15 protein-coding genes are annotated in these 19,155 nt (G+C 61.1%); 9 read left to right on the top strand and 6 right to left on the bottom strand.

Annotated features, from left to right (window positions below; all coding sequences use genetic code 11):
- The first annotated feature begins 52 nt into the window (after nt 1–52).
- The 4 genes from sucA (at nt 53) to sucD (ending at nt 6,288) form a co-directional block, all read left to right on the top strand.
- Nucleotides 53–2,863 (top strand): 2-oxoglutarate dehydrogenase E1 component, encoded by a 2,811-nt coding sequence (gene sucA, locus AB5Y59_RS01760; RefSeq protein ID WP_045524727.1) that lies wholly within the window; start codon nt 53–55, stop codon nt 2,861–2,863.
- Between the two features lie 86 nt (nt 2,864–2,949).
- Nucleotides 2,950–4,143, top strand: a complete 1,194-nt coding sequence (odhB, locus tag AB5Y59_RS01755) for a 2-oxoglutarate dehydrogenase complex dihydrolipoyllysine-residue succinyltransferase (protein WP_042863770.1) — start codon at nt 2,950–2,952, stop codon at nt 4,141–4,143.
- 106 nt (nt 4,144–4,249) lie between these two features.
- The gene (gene sucC / locus AB5Y59_RS01750; protein ID WP_005300220.1) at nt 4,250–5,416 is read left to right on the top strand and encodes an ADP-forming succinate--CoA ligase subunit beta; all 1,167 of its coding nucleotides are present in this window, start codon (nt 4,250–4,252) and stop codon (nt 5,414–5,416) included.
- The gene (sucD, locus tag AB5Y59_RS01745) at nt 5,416–6,288 is read left to right on the top strand and encodes a succinate--CoA ligase subunit alpha (protein WP_005300222.1); all 873 of its coding nucleotides are present in this window, start codon (nt 5,416–5,418) and stop codon (nt 6,286–6,288) included. Before sucC ends, sucD begins: the two co-directional genes overlap by 1 nt.
- A gap of 107 nt (nt 6,289–6,395) precedes the next feature.
- Here the strand turns inward: sucD and AB5Y59_RS01740 are convergent, their stop codons facing one another.
- Entirely contained in the window at nt 6,396–7,217 is an 822-nt protein-coding gene (locus AB5Y59_RS01740) for a lysozyme inhibitor LprI family protein (RefSeq protein ID WP_141227099.1), read from the bottom strand.
- Between the two features lie 410 nt (nt 7,218–7,627).
- On the opposite strand from AB5Y59_RS01740, the gene AB5Y59_RS01735 reads away from it, so the two are divergent.
- On the top strand, nt 7,628–8,218 hold the full coding sequence (locus tag AB5Y59_RS01735; RefSeq protein ID WP_187171354.1) for a hypothetical protein: 591 nt from the start codon (nt 7,628–7,630) through the stop codon (nt 8,216–8,218).
- 341 nt (nt 8,219–8,559) lie between these two features.
- Nucleotides 8,560–9,015: a YcgN family cysteine cluster protein gene (locus AB5Y59_RS01730; RefSeq protein WP_042879920.1), complete on the top strand. Its 456-nt coding sequence runs from the start codon at nt 8,560–8,562 to the stop codon at nt 9,013–9,015.
- A gap of 118 nt (nt 9,016–9,133) precedes the next feature.
- Here AB5Y59_RS01730 and AB5Y59_RS01725 read toward each other — a convergent pair whose 3' ends face one another.
- The 5 genes from AB5Y59_RS01725 to phnR form a co-directional block, all read right to left on the bottom strand.
- Nucleotides 9,134–10,540 carry an FAD-dependent oxidoreductase gene (locus tag AB5Y59_RS01725; protein ID WP_368211359.1) on the bottom strand — a complete coding sequence of 469 codons (1,407 nt, stop codon included), beginning with the start codon at nt 10,538–10,540 and terminating at the stop codon, nt 9,134–9,136.
- An 18-nt stretch (nt 10,541–10,558) separates the two neighbouring features.
- A complete protein-coding gene (locus AB5Y59_RS01720) occupies nt 10,559–12,295 on the bottom strand; it encodes a putative 2-aminoethylphosphonate ABC transporter permease subunit (RefSeq protein WP_368211358.1) in 1,737 nt (578 codons plus the stop codon).
- Nucleotides 12,292–13,386 carry a putative 2-aminoethylphosphonate ABC transporter ATP-binding protein gene (locus AB5Y59_RS01715; protein ID WP_368211357.1) on the bottom strand — a complete coding sequence of 365 codons (1,095 nt, stop codon included), beginning with the start codon at nt 13,384–13,386 and terminating at the stop codon, nt 12,292–12,294. The genes AB5Y59_RS01720 and AB5Y59_RS01715 overlap by 4 nt, the downstream gene beginning before the upstream one ends.
- Nucleotides 13,387–13,658: 272 nt before the next feature.
- A complete protein-coding gene (locus AB5Y59_RS01710; RefSeq protein WP_368211355.1) occupies nt 13,659–14,678 on the bottom strand; it encodes a putative 2-aminoethylphosphonate ABC transporter substrate-binding protein in 1,020 nt (339 codons plus the stop codon).
- A gap of 120 nt (nt 14,679–14,798) precedes the next feature.
- Nucleotides 14,799–15,506, bottom strand: coding sequence for a phosphonate utilization transcriptional regulator PhnR (gene phnR / locus AB5Y59_RS01705; protein WP_029303195.1), 708 nt, complete (start codon nt 15,504–15,506; stop codon nt 14,799–14,801).
- Between the two features lie 253 nt (nt 15,507–15,759).
- Here phnR and phnW point away from each other — a divergent pair, with 253 nt between their 5' ends.
- Genes phnW through phnX form a run of 3 tightly spaced genes read left to right on the top strand, consistent with a single transcriptional unit; the run spans nt 15,760 to nt 19,155 of the window.
- The gene (gene phnW / locus AB5Y59_RS01700) at nt 15,760–16,899 is read left to right on the top strand and encodes a 2-aminoethylphosphonate--pyruvate transaminase (protein WP_268452903.1); all 1,140 of its coding nucleotides are present in this window, start codon (nt 15,760–15,762) and stop codon (nt 16,897–16,899) included.
- The gene (locus AB5Y59_RS01695) at nt 16,899–18,323 is read left to right on the top strand and encodes an aspartate aminotransferase family protein (protein WP_368211449.1); all 1,425 of its coding nucleotides are present in this window, start codon (nt 16,899–16,901) and stop codon (nt 18,321–18,323) included. The genes phnW and AB5Y59_RS01695 overlap by 1 nt, the downstream gene beginning before the upstream one ends.
- The gene (gene phnX / locus AB5Y59_RS01690; protein WP_268452901.1) at nt 18,316–19,155 is read left to right on the top strand and encodes a phosphonoacetaldehyde hydrolase; all 840 of its coding nucleotides are present in this window, start codon (nt 18,316–18,318) and stop codon (nt 19,153–19,155) included. The genes AB5Y59_RS01695 and phnX overlap by 8 nt, the downstream gene beginning before the upstream one ends.

Below are 19,155 nucleotides of genomic sequence, written 5' to 3'. Positions count from 1 at the left end.
GCTATGACCCTACAAGCTGCAGTGCAGCGAACAAGATGTACAAGGGATAGAAATGCATAACGGCGTGATGAAGGCCTGGTTGGAGTCATCTCACCTGGCTGGTGCGAATGCAAGCTACATTGAGGATTTGTACGAATCCTTCCTGGAAAACCCCGACTCCGTTGCCGACGAATGGCGCAGCCTGTTCCAGTCGCTGCCCCAGGTCAACGGACATGCAGTAGAACAACCCCACTCCCAGGTTCGCGACTATTTCCGCCGCCTGGCCAAGGACTCCTCCCGTTACAGCGCTCCCGTCTCCGATCCCCAGGTGGATGCCAAACAGGTTCGCGTACTGCAACTGATCAACGCCTTCCGCTTCCGCGGTCACCAGAACGCCAACCTGGACCCCCTGGGTCTGTGGCAGCGCGAGCCGGTCGCCGAGCTGGACCCGGCCTTCCACAATCTGCAAGGTGCAGACATGGAGGCCACCTTCAATGTGGGCTCCTACGCCATCGGTCGCGAGACCATGGTGCTATCCGATCTGTATGCCTCGCTGAAGAAAACCTATTGCGGCAGCATCGGCGCCGACTACATGCACCTCACCTCCACCGAGGAGAAGCGCTGGCTGCAAGACAGGCTGGAATCCATCGAAGGGACGGGCAACTATACCCTCGAAGAGAAGACCCGCTTCCTCGAGAGCCTGACCGCCGCCGAAGGGCTGGAAAAATACCTGGGTGCCAAGTTCCCGGGGGCCAAGCGTTTCTCCCTGGAAGGGGGCGATGCCATGGTGCCCATGCTCAAAGAGCTTATTCGCCGCGCCGGTGAGCAGGGTTGCAAGGAAGCCGTCATCGGTATGGCCCACCGCGGTCGCCTCAACGTGCTCATCAACGTACTGGGCAAGCGCGCTCAGGACCTGTTCGACGAGTTCGCCGGCAAGCACGGCGAATCCTGGGGCACAGGGGACGTGAAGTACCACATGGGCTTCTCCTCCGACTTCGCCACCCCGGGCGGCAACGTCCACCTGGCGCTCGCCTTCAACCCGTCGCACCTCGAGATCGTCAACCCCGTGGTCATCGGCTCCGTGCGTGCCCGTATGGACCGCCGCGGTGACAAGGACGGCTCCAGCGTCCTGCCCATCACCATCCACGGTGACTCCGCCATCGCGGGGCAGGGGGTCGTTGCCGAGACCTTCAACATGTCCCAGACCCGTGCCTATGGCGTGGGCGGCACGGTGCGCATCGTCATCAACAACCAGGTGGGCTTCACCACCTCCTATATCCGTGACCTGCGCTCCACCGAATATTGCACCGACATCGCCAAGGCGGTGCAGGCCCCTGTGCTGCACGTCAACGGGGATGACCCGGAAGCCGTGGTGCTGGTGACCCAAATTGCCCTGGATTACCGCAACACCTTCAAGCGCGATGTGGTGATCGAGCTGGTCTGCTACCGTCGTCACGGTCACAATGAGGCTGACGAGCCGAGCGCGACCCAGCCCCTGATGTATCAGAAGATCAAGCAGCACCCGACCCCGCGCAAGATCTACGCCGATCAGCTGATCGCCGAAGGAGCCATCGCACCGGAGCTGGCTACCACCCTGGTCAACGACTATCGCGATACCCTGGATCGGGGCGAGCGGGTGAGCAAGGAATGGCGCCCCATGGAGCTGCATTCCGTGGACTGGACCCCTTATCTGGGTCACGACTGGGCCATGGCCTATGACAGCACTGTGCCGATGGATCACCTGAAGGCCCTCGGCGAGCGCATCAGCCAGTATCCGGCGACCCATGTGCTGCAACGTCAGGTCGAGAAGATCTACGAAGACCGTCGCCTGATGGCCGCCGGTGAGAAGCTGGTGGACTGGGGCTTTGCCGAGACCCTGGCCTACGCCACCCTGGTGGACAAGGGATCCCGCATCCGCTTCACCGGGGAAGACTCCGGCCGCGGTACCTTCTTCCATCGCCACGCCGTGCTGCACAGCCAGACCGATGCCAGCACCTACACCCCGCTGTGCAACCTGCACGACGAGCAGGGCCCGTTTGAAGTCTATGACTCCGTGCTGACCGAGAACGCGGTATTGGCGTTTGAATATGGCTACGCCAGCGCGGAACCGGCCGGTCTCACCATTTGGGAAGCCCAGTTCGGTGACTTCGCCAACTGCGCCCAGGTGGTGGTGGATCAGTTCCTCTCCTCCGGCGAGCAGAAGTGGGGCCGGATGTGCGGCCTGACCATGCTGCTGCCCCACGGTTACGAGGGCCAGGGCCCGGAGCACTCCTCCGCCCGTCTGGAGCGTTACCTGCAGATGTGCGCCCAGCACAACATGCAGGTGTGCGTGCCCTCCACCCCGGCGCAGGTGTTCCACATGCTGCGTCGCCAGGTGGTACGCCCCATGCGCCGTCCGCTCATCGTGATGACGCCCAAATCCCTGCTGCGCCACCCGCTGGCGGTGAGCAAGCTCGAAGAGCTGGCGGAGGGCACCTTCCAGAACGCCATTGGCGAGATCGATGCGCTGGATCCCAAAGGCGTCAAGCGCGTGGTCTTCTGCTCCGGCAAGGTCTACTACGACCTGCTCGATGCCCGTCGCAAGGCGGAGCAGCAGGACGTGGCCCTGGTACGGATCGAGCAGCTCTACCCCTTCCCGGAAGAGGAAGTGCGCGCCATCCTGGCCGACTATGCCCACGTCACCGACTTCGTCTGGTGTCAGGAAGAGCCGCAGAACCAGGGCGCCTGGTACAGCACCCGTCATCACTACGACAGCGTGCTGCCAAGCCATGCCCGTCTGCGTTATGCCGGTCGCCCGGCGTCGGCCTCACCGGCCGTCGGTTACATGTCCGTCCACGCCAAGCAGCAAAAAGCCCTGGTGGAAGACGCCCTTACCCTGGAATAACGAGTTGTGGATGAGAGGGCCCGTGTCGGGACCCTCTCTGACCTGGAACAAGCCTGCTGGCCAAGAAGTAACAAGGAACTGATTACATGACTATCGAGATCAAGGTACCGGACCTGCCGGAATCAGTGGCAGATGCCACCATCGCGACCTGGCACAAGAAACCGGGTGATCTGGTTGCCCGTGACGAAGTGCTGGTTGACATCGAAACCGATAAAGTCGTGCTGGAAGTGCCCGCACCGGAAGCCGGCGTACTGGGCGACATCCTGCAGAGCGAAGGGGCCACCGTGCTCTCCCGCCAGCTGATCGCCATGCTCAAGCCGGCCCCCGTTGCCGGTGAAGCGACCAGCGAAAAGCCGGTGGAAGCCGTGGCCGATGACGCTGCCGATGGCCTGAGCCCTTCCGTGCGCCGCATGGTGGCCGAGCACGACATCGACGTCGCCAAGCTGACCGGCACCGGCAAGGGTGGTCGTGTCACCAAGGAAGACGTGGAAGCCTTCATCAAGAATCTGGGCAAGGCTCCGGTGGCTGCGCCGACTGCTGCCGCTCCCGTGGCTGCCGCACCGGTCGCGCCGCTGGCCGGTCGCACCGAGAAGCGCGTGCCCATGACCCGTCTGCGCAAGCGCATCGCCGAGCGTCTGCTGGAGGCCAAGAACACCACCGCCATGCTGACCACTTTCAACGAGATCAACATGGCGCCCATCATGAAGCTGCGCAAGCAGTACGGCGAGATCTTCGAGAAGAAGCACGGCATCAAGCTCGGCTTCATGTCCTTCTATGTGAAGGCCGTGGTCGAATCCCTCAAGCGCTACCCGGAAGTGAACGCGGCGCTGGACGGTGACGACATCGTCTACCACAACTACTTCGACGTCAGCATCGCCGTCTCCACCCCCCGTGGTCTGGTGACCCCGGTGCTGCGCGACTGCGACAACATGAGCCTGGCGGACATCGAGAAGGCCATCAAAGACCTGGCCGGCAAGGGCCGTGACGGCAAGCTGACCGTGGATGAACTGACTGGCGGCAACTTCACCATCACCAACGGTGGCGTGTTCGGCTCCCTGATGTCCACCCCCATCATCAACCCGCCCCAGAGCGCCATTCTGGGCATGCACAAGATCCAGGACCGCCCCATGGCCGTCGACGGCAAGGTCGAGATCCTGCCGATGATGTACCTGGCGCTCTCCTACGATCACCGCATCATCGACGGCCGCGAGTCCGTGGGCTTCCTGGTCTCCATCAAGGAGCTGCTGGAAGACCCGACCCGTCTGCTGCTGGATGTCTGAGCAAGCGTGACTGAAAGATAACGAGGGGCCGCCCAGGCCCCCATTCACAGGGGATTGAGAAACACGAGCCCCGGACGGAAATACCTACAACACGGATAGAGCATCTATGAATCTGCATGAATATCAGGCAAAACAGCTGTTTGCCGAGTATGGCCTGCCGGTCTCCGAAGGTTATGCCTGTGCTACCCCGCAGGAAGCGGCCGAAGCGGCCGACAAGATTGGCGGCAACACCTGGGTCGTCAAATGCCAGGTCCACGCCGGTGGCCGCGGTAAAGCGGGCGGCGTCAAGCTGGCCAAGAGCAAGGACGAGATCCGCGCCTTTGCCCAGAACTGGCTCGGCAAGAACCTGGTGACCTATCAGACTGACGCCAATGGTCAGCCGGTTACCAAGATCCTGGTGGAGTCCTGCACCGACATCGCCAAGGAACTGTACCTGGGCGCCGTGGTCGACCGTGGCTCTCGCCGCGTGGTCTTCATGGCTTCCACCGAAGGTGGCGTGGAGATTGAGAAAGTCGCCCACGAAACCCCGGAACTCATTCACAAGGCGGCCATCGATCCCCTGGTAGGCCCGCAGCCTTATCAGGCCCGCGAGCTGGCCTTCAAGCTGGGTCTGGTCGGCGATCAGATCAAGCAGTTCACCAAGATCTTCATGGGCTTGGGCCAGATGTTCCTGGACTGCGACTTCGCCCTGCTGGAGATCAACCCCCTGGTCATCACCGACAAGGGCAACCTGCACTGCCTCGACGGCAAGATCAACATCGACGCCAACGCCCTGTACCGTCAGCCCAAGCTGCGCGAGATGCACGATCCGTCCCAGGATGACCCCCGCGAAGCGCACGCCGCCCAGTGGGAGCTGAACTATGTGGCGCTCGATGGCAACATCGGCTGCATGGTCAACGGCGCGGGCCTGGCCATGGGCACCATGGACATCGTCAACCTGCACGGCGGTTCCCCGGCCAACTTCCTGGACGTCGGCGGCGGCGCCACCAAGGAGCGGGTGACCGAGGCGTTCAAGATCATCCTCTCCGACAGCAAGGTACAAGCCGTGCTGGTCAACATCTTCGGTGGCATCGTGCGCTGCGACATGATCGCGGAAGGCATCATCGGCGCCGTGAAGGAAGTGGGGGTGAAAGTGCCCGTGGTGGTGCGTCTGGAAGGCAACAACGCCGAACTGGGTGCCCGTAAACTGGCCGACAGCGGCCTCAATATCATCGCCGCAACGAGTCTGACTGACGCAGCTCAGCAAGTGGTAAAAGCAGCGGAGGCCAAATAATGAGCGTTCTGATCAACAAAGACACCAAGGTGATCTGCCAGGGCTTTACCGGCGGTCAGGGCACTTTCCACTCCGAACAGGCGATTGCCTACGGTACCCAGATGGTCGGCGGCGTCTCCCCGGGCAAGGGTGGCACCACTCACCTGGGCCTGCCGGTGTTCAACACCGTCCGTGACGCCGTGGAAGCCACCGGCGCCACTGCCTCCGTCATCTATGTACCGGCCCCGTTCTGCAAGGACGCCATCCTGGAAGCCATCGATGCCGGCATCAAGCTCATCGTCACCATCACCGAAGGCATCCCGACTCTGGACATGCTGGACGTCAAGGTGAAGCTGCAGGAAACCGGCGTACGCATGATCGGCCCCAACTGCCCGGGCGTCATCACCCCGGGTGAATGCAAGATTGGCATCATGCCGGGCCACATTCACAAGCCGGGCAAGGTGGGCATCGTCTCCCGCTCCGGCACCCTGACCTATGAAGCGGTCAAGCAGACCACGGATGAGGGCTTCGGCCAGTCCACCTGCGTCGGCATCGGTGGCGACCCCATCCCGGGTTCCAACTTCATCGACATCCTCGAGATGTTCCAGAATGACCCGCAGACCGAAGCGATCGTGATGATCGGCGAGATCGGCGGCAACGCCGAGGAAGACGCGGCAGCCTACATCAAGGCCCACGTCACCAAGCCGGTGGTCTCCTACATCGCGGGTGTCACCGCCCCGGCTGGCAAGCGCATGGGTCATGCGGGCGCCATCATCGCCGGTGGTAAAGGCACTGCCGCAGAGAAATTTGCCGCCCTGGAAGATGCCGGCGTGAAAACCGTGCGCTCCTTGGCCGATATCGGCAAAGCCCTGCGTGAAGTAACCGGCTGGTAAGTTCTTTAGCCTGTTATCTCTAATTGAAAATGCCGCCCGAGGGCGGCATTTTTATTGCTAGTATTCTGAGATAAGAATTTTCTCGATGACTGCTATATGCCAGCCTATTATTTCTGACCTGCAGTCAAGAATTGAATTCGCTCTTTGGTGAAGTCTGCTTGGCACTTGAAGATTTCAACCCTGTCTTTGACTGCTTCATCTGGGGAATTGGCTCTACTTAGAGAACCGCAAGTATTGGCTTTGGCAATGACCCACTGCCTTTGTGAATCCATCATTGATGAACGGAATGACTTGGGAATTGCTCCCCAGATACGATTCAGCTCTTTATCCTCGGCCATATAGAGTTCCTTGGCCGCCGGTACCATTGAAGGATCGTTCTCCTTGAGGATCTCATCTTTTCTGGTTGCGATAGAGGCAGCGTTTACCAGAGTCAACATTGGAGAATAGAAGTTCGTCCCTCTGACGGAGATGTCTGTGCCATTATCTGCCAGACGTAGACTGTAAGTTCTGTCTTTCCATATTAAGGAGTTATTTCTGCTTGTCGCATCACTATGGTTCAGGAATTCGTTGTAAACAGCGGGAACCTTATCCGCAACGTCTTTAAGCTCCATAGGTATTGTCATTGTGATAGTCGCGATACAGTTCAGTGAGGCATCTGTCTTGTCAACTGTTGTGACCTCTGATGCTTGAACATTAATAGCATCAAGGGTTGCCTGAAATTGGCTAAGTTGCTCGGTACTGGCGGTCTTTGCATACCTAGACTTCAGCATTGGAGATGCATCATCGCGAAGTGTCTGCACAAGAGCAGACACAGCATCCTCTCTTCCGCATTTAAATGGTGCTGACTCTTCTTTTACATCGAACAACCCAGCAAAAGCGGGGCTTGATGCACTGACTCCGATTATTACTGCCATTACTTTAAAGTTCATATCTTTTACCAAGTCAATGATGCCATGCAACGGCCTCTCTGAGGCTAAATATCCATGACAGAGAGCAAAGCGCCTAGGATATCAACTCATTCGAGGCCCGTCACCTGTCAATATTACCGGGGGAAACTCGGGAGAGGAGCACCTTGGAGGAGTGTGGTGCACGCAATCTGGAGCGGCTACCCTTTGACCTCGACCTATTTTTTTACCTGTTTTGATAAGCCTCTCACGAGGCAAGTATTGACATACGATCTTGTTATAAATTGTGGAAGGTGACATTTTATAAAACACTCTAGGGAGAGATGTTGGCCCAGAGGGAATTGTTACAGGATTGATTAGTGACATTTTCATTGCCTCTGCCAGACAATATGACTCCGAATAGATAGTGGGTCTCCCTTATGGAAATTATGTACATGCTGAATCACTTGTTTGGAAGAAAAAAGGAAGCATCACCTCCTGACATGAAAGATATTTTCAGGGGGACTGGATGCCTCAAAGTGCCAGAAAGTGCGTACAGCAGGTACCCAACGCCACTACCACCAGAGACTTCAATTGAGGCTTATCTTATTCGTTTCCTTGTTTCAGAGGATAGTCTGGCGATATTTTTCCAAGCTCTTGCCCAAACAGGCTATGTAGTGAGCCCTGATTTGAACACACAGGTATTAAGTCGTTCAGGGGATCCAGTGAGCAAGAAAGTCATGCTTTTCTTGCACCCTTCTTTTGCTGGAACGACAGTCTCGTTTGCCTGTAATGACCTTGATGTGCTTGAAACTCTCCAGAAGACGAGATTAGATCCACCTCTTCCTGCAGACTCATTCCCATGGATTGACCCCGAAGGGTTGGGCTCACTACAGGGAGACATGGAATACTGGTGGACGTATTTGTGGTTACCATTTTGGTTGTCCTTAAGCCAAGAGAGGCAGTCTGCCTTGGAGCTTGAACCTGAATGGCGTGAATTTATCGCAATGCATCAGCCATACGACACTTCTGCATCTACCGGTTGAATCGCTACCGTGCCAGTGTTGGTATGGCCTGATATCTTCAGAGCCTCATCGTTTTTGGCCCTTCTAGTTTTTGGTCGCCTTGGCATCTTTTGTCGTTTCTGGAGGACAATGCATGGGGAGGAAGGGGGCGCCCTCGTTACTGCGGAGGAAGCAAAGCCTGCAACCTCGGTTGTGGTGACCATGTTGATGTGAATAGCAGTTTTAATGGGCCGGTTAATTGGTTAGATATCATCAAGAACAGGATCATGTAGCGTCTCTTTGGCTCTGTCGCCAACCTTGAAAAATCGGGCCATAGGGCGTATAACCACGCGCTTGTCAGTGTATTGAGTGAGCCCATTTTTATGCAGCAGAGTGAACCCGTGCAGACCGCCCCCTTTTGGCAGGTGAAGAGCCTGCAACAGATGACCACGGCCGAGTGGGAGTCCCTGTGCGATGGCTGCGGCAAGTGCTGCCTGAACAAGCTCATTGACGAGGACACCGAGGAGCTGGTGTTCACCAACGTGGCCTGCAATCTGCTCAATACCAAGACTTGCCAGTGCTCCGATTACGGCAACCGCTTTAAGAAAGAGCCGGACTGCCTGCAGATCACCCACGACAAGATTGCCGAGTTCAACTGGCTACCCTCCACCTGCGCCTATCGCCTGCTGGCGGAGGGGCAGAGTTTGCCAGAGTGGCATCCCCTTATCACCGGCAGCCGCAGCGCCATGCACCAGGCCGGCCAGTCGGTGCGCGGCAAGGTGATCCATGAGGTACATGCCGGCGATTGGGCCGACCATATCATCACCTGGGCCAGCTAACGCCAGGGCTGTCTTTCGGGCCAGCCGAGAGCCGTACCAACTGCGAAGGGGCAGGGGAGTCATCACTCTCCTGCCCCTTCGGTTTTTTGGTGCTTTCCGAAGCGCTGGACGAAGGCGCCTATTTGTCTGCCTTGCCCGCCGCATCGGCAAGTTTGGCCAGCTGTTTGTCATACCAGGCCAACGGGCGGTTCTCATCTTCCGCCTGCTCTTTGCGCCGGATGGCATTGCGCACCGCCATGGCGCCCAGCCAGCGAAACGGCTCGGGCGGAAAGTTGCCGCGCGGGCCGCTGACCAGTGCGCAGTCGCGCCACGGCTTCTCCTCCTCGCGCACTTCATCGCGCACCAAGGCCGCCAGGATTTGGCCACCCATCCAGCTCTGGGCCACCCCGTTGCCCGAATAGCCGAGGCCATAGACAACGTTGGGCTGCCCTCGCCAGTGGCCGAAGAAGGGGAGGCCATCCACCGAGCGGTCGGAGGCGCCGCACCAGCTGGCAGCGATGGGCACCTCCTTGAGGGCCGGAAAGAAGCGGCGCAGGGTGCGGGTGAGGGGGGCAAGATAGCGGCTCGGCGCATCGAACAGGGCCAGATGGCGGTTGGCAAAGGCGAAGGTGTTGCCCCCCTTGCCCAGCATCAGCCGTCCTTGCGGAGTGGATCGGTAGTAGTGCACGAAGGTGCGGCCATCCACCACGGTGCGCCCGTGTGCAAGTTGCTGGGCGGCAAGCGCCTGTGGCGCCGGGTCGGTGATCACCATGTCGGAGGAGACCAACACTATGCTGCGGCGAAACTCGCGAAAGTGCGCCGTCATGGCGCTGTTGAGGGCCAGCACCACCTTGCGGGCACGCACCTCACCCTGCGGCGTCTGCACCCGCGCCGGCTGGCCCGCCTCAAGGCGCTGCATGGGGGAGTGTTCATAGACTTCGACCCCCAGTTCCCGCGCCACCCGCAGCAGGCCGCGCACCAGCAGTGCCGGTTGCACCGAGCCCGCGTGGGGGCTGTAGAGCCCCTCCAGATGGACGTGGGAGCCGCTCTGGCTCGCCAGTTCAACCTCTGCAATCGCCTGCCACTGGTTAAGGTCGGCTCGCTGTAGCTCCCGCAATACCGGCTCCATCAGGCCACGCTGGGCCTCGCTGGTGGCGGTGTAGCAGGTGCCCTCGACCCTCAGCTCCGCTTCTATGTTGTGTGTTTCGCAGAAGCGGGCGATCTCGTGCACCGCCTGCTCGGATCTTTGTACCAGCCAGGCGGCCTGCTCTTCGCCAAAGAGGCGCTTTAACGTCAAATACTTGGCCGACCAGGTGAGCAGGCAGCCGCCGTTGCGCCCGGAGGCGCCGCTGCCGCAGCGATCTTTTTCCAGCACCATGATGCGCAAGTGTGGCTCGGCCTGTTTAAGGGCGATGGCGCTCCACAGCCCGGTAAAGCCGCCACCGACGATGCAGACATCGGCCTCGTGGTGGCCGACCAGGGGGTTGGGGGGCGCGGGCTGTTCGGCGGCGAGCGCCTCGGCCAGCCAGAAGGGGAGAGTGGACATGATGACTCCTCGATAAGGTTATGGGTGGCGCCAGCGCTGGGTGCGATCCAGCAAGGCGCGGCTCAAAAAGAGCTGGAGCAGCTTGACGGTGGCGGCGGCCAGCAGGATCAGGGTGGCCATGGCGGCAGCCGCGGAGGTATCGCCGGAATCCTCCATATTGAGTACGGCGATGGAGGTGAGCACGCTGTCGCTCGAGTAGAGGAAGATCACCGCCGAGGTGGTGGTCATGGCGTTGACGAACAGGTAAATGAAGATCTCCAGCAGTGCCGGCAGGGAGGCGGGCAGGGTGACTCGCCAGAACGCCTTCCAGAGCGGAATGCGCAATGAGATGGCCACCAGCTCCAGCTCCTTGGGCAACTGCTTGAGGCTGGTCAGCGCCGTCATATGGCCCACGGTGTAGTAGTGGATGACGCAGGAGAGCACCATCAGCGGCAGGGTGCCATAGAGAGTGCCAAACAGCGGATTGCCGTTGAAAAAGAAGATATAACCCAGCCCCAGCACCATGCCGGGCACCGCCAGCGACAGCATGGCAAGCAGATGTAGCAATTGGCGCAGCGGCGCAAAGTGGCGCCCCTTCTCCTGCGCCCAGGCCAGCACCATCACCAGCACGGTGCCGATAAGCGCGGTATAGAGGCCCAGCTGCAAGGTGTTGGTAAAGGGCTGCCAGCCATAGACGCTGTTGCTGTCAAAGGCGTAGTGATCCAGCGTCAGCCCGAGGTTATAGGGCCAGAATTGTACCAGCGAGCCGTAAACGGCCATCCCCACCAGCGCCAGAAACAGCAGGGCCCAGAGGGTACACCAGCCGAGCGCCAGCAGATCCCGCAGCCGATGGGGCTTGGGTTGATAGGGCACCGCCTTGGTGCTGCTCTGCTCCTGCATCTTGCTGCGCACTCTGTGCTCCAGGGCAAAGCTCAACAGTGCCGGCAGCAGCAGGGTGACGCTGGCAACGGCGCCCAGTGAGAAGTTCTGCATCCCGATCACCTGCCGGTAGATGTCGGTAGCCAGCACGCTGTACTGGCCGCCAATCACCTTGGCCACCCCGAAGTCGCAGATGGTGAGGGTGAAGACCGCGATGGCTGCGCTCAGCAGGCCATAACGGGCGGTAGGCAGGGTGACGGTGACAAAGGTGCGCCAGCCGCTGCTGCCCAGCACCCGGGAGGCTTCATAGAGGCGGGCATCGCTCTGACCGAGCGCCGTGATCAGGATCATCAGAGCGTGGGGAAAACACCAGAAGCCCAGACCGATGACGATGCCGATGGGGCCGTAGATGCTCTCGCCGCCGAGCAGCCCCTTGGCGACCCCCTGATTGCCAAACCAGTAGACCAGACTGATGGCGGGCAACAGGGAGGGCATCAGGAGCGGGATCAAACCGATGAGGCGAAACAGCCCCTTGCCCGGCATGCAGGTACGGGTGAGGGCGTAGGCGTAGCCGAAGGCGATGGTCACCACCAGCGCGGTGATCAGCACCCCGAGCCAGAGGGTGTTGCCAATGGTGCGCCCCAGATGAGGGGAGTCGAAGTAGGCGCTGAAGTTGGCAAGCCCCACCCAGAGGCCGTTCTCATCCTGCAGACTCTTTTGCAGCATGGTGAGCAGCGGCAGCAAGAGGCCCCCCACCAGCAGGGCGATACCGAGCACCAGCAGGGTCAGCTGCAGCAGCTGATCCCGGCTCCAGCCGCGACAGAGCCGCTGCCAGCGGCCGTCTTGCCGGGCTGTCGCGGGCGGCAACAGGGAGGAGGTCGCAAGGGGGGCTGTCATGGACGCTCTCCTTCAAACAGCTGCATCGCCCCGGCGGGCCAGTGCAGGGAGCAGCGCATGCCGCTGCACCAGCCCCCCTGTTCGTGGCGGGGCAGCTCATGGGTCGGGCGCTCCACCAGGATCTGCTGCGGGCCCAGATAGGTGTCGGCGGTGCAGATAAGGCGCTGGGCGGCGCCGAGAAACTCCACCTGATCGATGGTTGCTTCAACGCCATGATGGCCAAGATACGGTTCGCTCGGCGCACTCAGGGTGATCGCCTCGGGGCGGATCGCCACCTGCAATTTGCTGCCGGCGGCGGCCCGGTTGGTGAGTTGCAGCGGCTGCTCGTTGAGGCGCACCTGATTGGGGCCGAGCACCAGGGCATCGAGAAAGTTCATGGTGCCGACAAAGCTTGCCACGAAACGGCTGGCAGGCTGGTGGTAGATCGCCTGCGGGGTGCCCACCTGCACGATGCGGCCGCCCTCCATCACCACGATGCGATCGGCCATGGTCAGCGCCTCTTCCTGATCGTGGGTCACCATGATGGTGGTAATGCCAAGGCGCTGCTGCAGGGCGCGGATCTCGCTGCGAAGGTGGGTGCGAACCAGCGCATCCAGCGCGCTGAGCGGTTCGTCCAGCAGCAACAGGCCGGGGGAGAGGGCCAGTGCCCGGGCCAGCGCCACCCGCTGCTGCTGGCCGCCGGAGATCTGGCTCGGGTATTTGTGGGATTGGGCAGTGAGATCCACCAACCCCAGCCAGTGATCGACCCGCTCCTTGATGAGATCCCGTGCCAGCCCCTGATTCTCAAGGCCGAAGGCGATGTTCTGGGCCACCGTCAGGTTGGGGAAGAGGGCGTAGGATTGAAACACGATGCCAAAGTCGCGCTGCTGGGGCGGCAGGCGGGAGATATTGCGCCCCCCTTGCCAGATCTCGCCGCTGTCCGGCAGATCCAGCCCGGCGATGGCTCTGAGCAGGGTGGTCTTGCCACAGCCGGAGGGGCCGAGAAAGCAGATAAACTCCCCCGGCTCAATGGTCAGAGAGATCCCTTTAAGGGCCTGAAAAGCACCGAACTGCTTGTTGAGATGTTGAATGTCCAGATAGGGCTGGGTCATGGTTCGACTCGCTACTGATTTGGTATATACCAGTTTGCGAGTGAAGTGTGACGGTCAGGTGATCGGGGGATGACAGCTTGATGACAGTCAAATGACATCCGGTCGCCAGCAAGTAGTTGGGCCCTGTGTGGATGGGCGAAGCGTCGCTAATTGAAGGCAATACACACTCGGGAAGTGAAAACCAAAAAGCGAAGGCCAACAGCTGTTGGCCTTCGACTGGCAGTTTATTGGTGGCTGTGTGTGGGGCGTGAACAAACCGCCGCCCTTCACGCTTACTGCTTGGCTTCGGTCTTGCCGTCGAAGTTGGCACTCCACTGGGCCAGGATGGCGTTACGCTCGCGGGCTGCCCAGCTAAAGTCGTTGTCGATCATCTGGCCTTTGATATCAGCCGGATAGCCCGCTCTCGGTTGGGCTACATCGGGGATGGCGACCACTGCGAACGACTTGTTGTAGAGGGCGTTGGCCTGTTCGGTGGCGGCAAAGTCGAGCAGCTGTTTGGCGGCTTCCAGCTTGGGGGTGCCCTTGATGATGGCGGCGGCTTCCATATCCCAGCCCGACCCCTCTTTCGGGAACACCACCTCAATGGGGGCCCCCTTGGCCTTGAGGCTGGTGGCCGGGAAGTCGAAGGAGATGCCGATCACCGTCTCGCCGCTGGCGGCCAGCTTGCAGGGGGCGGAGCCCGAGTGGGTGTAACGGTCGATGTTCTGGTGCAGGCCGTTCATGAATTGCCAGCCCTGCTTCTCACCCATGGTCTGCAGCCAGCCAGCGACGCTCAGGTAACCGGTGCCGGAGGAGCTGGGGTTGGGCATGATCACCTTGCCCTTGTAGATGGGCTTGGTAAGGTCGGCCCAGCTGGTGGGCGCCGGGATCCCCTGCTTTTCCGCCTCTACCTTGTTGAAGCAGATGGCGCTGAAGAAGGCGTCCAGACCGATCCAGTGCGGCTCGGCCTTGCTGTCGCGAAAGCGGCTGTCGAGCTTGTCCAGCCCTTTCGGTGCATAGGCATTGAGCATCTGCTGCTGATCGAGCTGCATCAGGCTGGTCGCCGCCAGTCCCCATACCACATCCGCTTTGGGCTGGGCTTTTTCTGCCAGCAAGCGGGCGGTGACCACGCCGGTGGAGTCACGCACCCACTTGATGTTGATATCCGGATGCTGGCGCTCGAACGCGGTTTTCAGCTCGTTGAGCTGCTCCGGTTCGAAGGCGGTGTAGACGGTGAGATCGGTCGCGGCCAGTGCCGGGGCGGTCATGGCAGCCAGTACGGCGGCGGCCAGCAGATGGGTTCCCTGTTTCATCCTCTTCTCCAGTTAAATTAGTTTGGTATAAACCAGATTGGTCGAGAGAGAGGCTAGGGGATCTTTATGACGTGACCGTGACAGCCCCGTGACGTTTTGCCGTCCCTGATTTGTCCGTGACTAATCCTGGGTATCCACCTCGATCTCCAGACTGTCGTGGCGCCAGTACTCCAGATCGAAATCGAGCACCCGGCCGTGCTGATCGAAGTTGAGTCGCTCGAGGCGCAGGGCGGGCAGACCGGCGGTGGCCCCGAGCGCCTTGGCCACTTCGTCCGGCAGGGCGGTGGGGAAGAAGCGCACCTGCATGCGGGCGTAGTGGAGATCGTAATGGGCCTGGTAGATCTCGGTCAGGCTGCCGTTGAGATCCAGCTCCAGCAGGCCGGGCACCCGCTCTGGCAGGCAGTGGTTCTCGCAGTAGCAGATGGCGCGCCCGTTGGCGTAGCGCAGTCGCTTGAGCAAAAAGAGGCTGTCAAACGGCTTGAGTTGCAACTGCGCCATCAACGCGGGCGGCACCGCCTGGCGGCTTTTTTCCAGCAGCTCGGTGCGCGGCTCGCCCCCTTGCTCCCGCACTATCTGGTGAAAGTTGGAGGTGCGTCTGGGGTTGAGACTGAAACGCGGCGGGGTGACGAACCAGCCGCGGCGATCCTCCCGATAGATAAGGCCGTTCGCCTCCAACTGCACCAGCGCCTCGCGGATGGTAACCCTTGTGGTGCCATAGAGTTCCCCCAGCAGCCGCTCGGAGGGGAGCTTGTCGTTGGGGGCCAGGCCCCCCGCCAGGATCTGGTTGGCGAGGGCATCCTTGATCTGCAGGTATTGGGGTTTGCTCATGAAAATCCCTGGTTTCGCAATAAGTTGTGCAATGAGTTGGGACAGGGCTGGTCATCTGCCCGGTGGTTAAACGGCGACATCAAGATGTGTTGGTAGATACCAGTGTTAGGTCTGTGGTTCAGGCTTTCTAGATTATCGCGATCCCGGCGCTGAAAATGAATTTTTTGTTGCACGTAGCGCGACCCCTTTGACCTTGGCGGGGCAGTTACCCACAATGCGCTCATTCTGGTATATACCAAAAAGGAGCGAAGTCATGACCCATATTCCTGCGGCCCCTGCCGCCGTCGATTACCTACTGCTGACCCCGGGCCCCCTCTCGACCACCGCGACGGTGCGCGCCGCCATGCTGCAAGACAGCTGCACTTGGGATGCGGACTACAACCAGGGTGTGGTGGAGCCCATCCGCCGCGAGCTGGTGCGCCTCGCCGCCGGCCCGGAATATCAAAACGACTACAGCGCCGTGCTGCTGCAGGGGAGCGGCAGCTATGTGGTGGAGAGCGTGCTGGGCTCGGCGATAGGTGTCGATGAGTGTCTGCTGATCATCAACAACGGCGCCTACGGTGCCCGCATGGGGGAGATGGCCCGCTGCCTTGGCCTGCGCCACCATGAGCTCGACTGCGGCGAGACAACCCGCCCGGAACCTGCCGCCATTGAGGCGATGCTGGCGCGCCACCCCGAGATCACCCACTTGGCCATGGTGCACTGCGAGACCACCACCGGCATGCTCAATCCGCTCGATGAGGTGGCTGCGCTCTGCCTGCGCCGCGGCATCCGCCTGATCGTTGATGCCATGAGCAGCTTTGGCGGTATCCCCATCGACATGGGGCGCCTTGGCATCGAGTTTCTCATCAGCTCGGCCAACAAGTGCATTCAGGGGGTACCGGGTTTTGGCTTTGTCATCGCTCGCCGCGTGGCGCTCACGGCCTGCGCCGGTCGTGCTCGCTCGGTCTCCCTCGACCTGCACGCCCAGTGGCAGACCATGGAGCAGCAGGGGGGCAAGTGGCGCTTTACCTCGCCCACCCATACCGTGCTTGCCTTTGCCCAGGCCCTGCGCGAGCTGGACGAGGAGGGGGGCATTGAAGCCCGTCATCAGCGCTACAGCGAGAATCAGCGCACGCTGGTGGAAGGTATGGCCGCCCTTGGCTTTGCGCCGCTGCTGCCAGAACAGTGGCAGTCTCCCATCATCACCGCCTTCTACTCTCCGACCCACCCGGACTACCGCTTCGCCGACTTCTACCAGCGGCTCAAGGCGCAGGGCTTTGTCATCTATCCAGGCAAAGTCTCGCAAGCCGATTGCTTCCGTATCGGCAATATCGGTGATGTGACCCCTGAGCGGGTGCGCGATCTGCTCGCCGCCATGGCCAGCGCCTGCTACTGGCAGGGGGCTGCGTGATGACCAGCATGGCGCCTCACGGTTGCGATCAGCACGACCATAAGCTGCACGGCAGTGGCCGCGCCGACAGCGAAGGGGATATCAATCTCGGCGAGGGGCGGGCGGGCTGGTGGGCGGGCCAGAGCGAAGAGGTACGGGCCGGATTGGCGGAGGATAGCCGCTACTTTCTCCATCAGGCCCTCTCCACCCCCTGTCTCGATCTGCTTGAGCGTGCGCAGGGGAGCTGGCTGACCAGCGTATCGGGCAAACGTTACCTCGATTTTCACGGCAACAGCGTCCATCAGCTGGGCCACGGTGATCCCAGGGTGGTGGCCGCGGTGCAGCAGCAACTCGCCGATCTGCCGTTTGCACCCCGCCGCTACACCCATCAGGTTGCCATCGACTGTGCCCGCACCCTGGCCGAACTGGCCCCCGGCGATCTCAACCGGGTGCTGTTCGCCCCCGGCGGCAGCGAGGTAGTGGGGATTGCCCTGAAGCTCGCCCGTTTCATTACTGGCAACAGCAAGGTGGTGTCCCTGTGGGATGCCTTTCACGGCGCCTCCCTCGATGCCATCTCGGTCGGCGGTGAAGCCTGTTTTCGCGCCGGCATGGGCCCCTTGATGGCCGGTGTGGAGCGCATTCCTCCCCCCACCCGTTATCGCGGTGTCTGGTATCGCGGGGAGGGGGATGACCTGCACTACGCCAATTATCTGGAGTACGTCATCGAGAAGGAGGGAGGGATCGGCGCCTTTATCGCCGAGCCCATCCGCAATACCGATGTACAGGTGCCCTCGAAGGCCTACTGGCAGCGGGTGCGGGAGATCTGCGATCGCCACAAGGTGCTTCTGATCGTCGACGAGATCCCCAACGCCCTGGGGCGCACCGGCCATTGGTTCAGCTTTGAGGAGTTCGGCATCGAGCCCGACATCATCTGTCTGGGCAAGGGGTTGGGGGGCGGGGTGGTGCCGTTTGCCGCGCTCATCACCCGCGACCGTTTCAATCAGGCCGCAGCTATTTCGCTCGGTCACTACACCCACGAGAAGAGTCCCATCGGCTGCGCGGCGGCCCTCGCCACCATCAGTACCATCCGTGAAGAGGGGTTGCTGGCCAAAGTGCGGGAGGATGGCCGTTTTATGGCGGTAGAGCTCGCGGCGCTTGCCGAGCGCCACCCGCTCATTGGGCAGGTGCGCGGCATCGGTTTGCTCTGGGCGCTCGATCTGGTGGTCGATCACCAGAGTCGCACCCGCAATAGCCAGGCCGCCGAGCGGCTGCTCTACCGCTGTCTGGAACTGGGGCTCAGCTTCAAGGTCTCTCAGGGCAACGTCATCCAGCTCTCGCCCCCGCTCAATATCGCTCGCGCCGATCTGGTACGCGCCATCACCATTCTCGATCACGCCCTTGGCGAGATCGCACTTTCACCGAAACAGGAACACCACCATGACTGACTTGCAGATTGTTGTAGACCCGACCACCGACGTAGAGGCGCTGATCCTCGACTGGGCCGGCACCGTCGTCGATTTCGGCTCCTTCGCCCCCACCTCCATCTTCGTCGAGGCCTTCGCCCGCGCCTATGACTTTGCTGTGACCCTGGATGAGGCGCGCCAGCCCATGGGGCTGGGCAAGTGGGATCATATCGCGGCGCTGGGCCGTCTGCCCTCGGTGGATGCCCGTTGGCAGACCCGCTTTGGCCACCCCATGAGCCACGCCGAGGTGGACCACATTTATCACACCTTTATGCCACTGCAGATTGCCGCGGTGACCCGCTTTGCCGCCCCCATCCCCGGTGTGCTACCGGTGCTGGAGGCACTGCGGGGCCAGGGGCTGCGCATCGGCTCCTGTTCCGGTTACCCCCGTCCGGTGATGGAGGCGCTGGTGCCTGCGGCGGCCGATCACGGCTATCGCCCGGATCACTGGGTCGCCACCGACGATTTCAAGGCTGGCGGTCGCCCCGGCCCCTGGATGGCGCTGGCCAACGTGATTGAGCTGGGAATGAGCGCGGTGCATCGCTGCATCAAGGTGGATGACGCCGTGCCGGGTATCAGCGAAGGGTTGAACGCGGGCATGTGGACGGTGGGATTGTCGGTCTCCGGCAACGAGTTTGGCGCCACCTGGGACGAGTTTGCCGCCATGAGCGAGGCGGAGACCGCCGTCCGGCGCGCACCGGCCGATGCCAAACTGCGGGCGGCGGGGGCGCACTATGTGATTGATACCTTGGCCGACATCGCCCCGGTTATCGCCGATATCAACCGCCGTCTGGCGGCAGGAGAGCGGCCCTGA

The sequence above is a fragment of the Aeromonas sp. s10 genome (assembly GCF_040907975.1).
In the GTDB taxonomy this organism is placed as follows: Bacteria; Pseudomonadota; Gammaproteobacteria; order Enterobacterales; family Aeromonadaceae; genus Aeromonas; species Aeromonas caviae.
This window is presented reverse-complemented; position numbering and strand designations above follow the sequence as displayed.

What these genes read in the sequence shown, in the direction of transcription:
- sucA (WP_045524727.1), top strand. Translation starts at nt 53, where the DNA reads ATGCATAACGGCGTGATGAAGGCCTGGTTGGAGTCATCTCACCTGGCT.
- odhB (WP_042863770.1), top strand. Translation starts at nt 2,950, where the DNA reads ATGACTATCGAGATCAAGGTACCGGACCTGCCGGAATCAGTGGCAGAT.
- sucC (WP_005300220.1), top strand. Translation starts at nt 4,250, where the DNA reads ATGAATCTGCATGAATATCAGGCAAAACAGCTGTTTGCCGAGTATGGC.
- sucD (WP_005300222.1), top strand. Translation starts at nt 5,416, where the DNA reads ATGAGCGTTCTGATCAACAAAGACACCAAGGTGATCTGCCAGGGCTTT.
- AB5Y59_RS01740 (WP_141227099.1), bottom strand. Translation starts at nt 7,217, where the DNA reads ATGAACTTTAAAGTAATGGCAGTAATAATCGGAGTCAGTGCATCAAGC.
- AB5Y59_RS01735 (WP_187171354.1), top strand. Translation starts at nt 7,628, where the DNA reads ATGCTGAATCACTTGTTTGGAAGAAAAAAGGAAGCATCACCTCCTGAC.
- AB5Y59_RS01730 (WP_042879920.1), top strand. Translation starts at nt 8,560, where the DNA reads ATGCAGCAGAGTGAACCCGTGCAGACCGCCCCCTTTTGGCAGGTGAAG.
- AB5Y59_RS01725 (WP_368211359.1), bottom strand. Translation starts at nt 10,540, where the DNA reads ATGTCCACTCTCCCCTTCTGGCTGGCCGAGGCGCTCGCCGCCGAACAG.
- AB5Y59_RS01720 (WP_368211358.1), bottom strand. Translation starts at nt 12,295, where the DNA reads ATGACAGCCCCCCTTGCGACCTCCTCCCTGTTGCCGCCCGCGACAGCC.
- AB5Y59_RS01715 (WP_368211357.1), bottom strand. Translation starts at nt 13,386, where the DNA reads ATGACCCAGCCCTATCTGGACATTCAACATCTCAACAAGCAGTTCGGT.
- AB5Y59_RS01710 (WP_368211355.1), bottom strand. Translation starts at nt 14,678, where the DNA reads ATGAAACAGGGAACCCATCTGCTGGCCGCCGCCGTACTGGCTGCCATG.
- phnR (WP_029303195.1), bottom strand. Translation starts at nt 15,506, where the DNA reads ATGAGCAAACCCCAATACCTGCAGATCAAGGATGCCCTCGCCAACCAG.
- phnW (WP_268452903.1), top strand. Translation starts at nt 15,760, where the DNA reads ATGACCCATATTCCTGCGGCCCCTGCCGCCGTCGATTACCTACTGCTG.
- AB5Y59_RS01695 (WP_368211449.1), top strand. Translation starts at nt 16,899, where the DNA reads ATGACCAGCATGGCGCCTCACGGTTGCGATCAGCACGACCATAAGCTG.
- phnX (WP_268452901.1), top strand. Translation starts at nt 18,316, where the DNA reads ATGACTGACTTGCAGATTGTTGTAGACCCGACCACCGACGTAGAGGCG.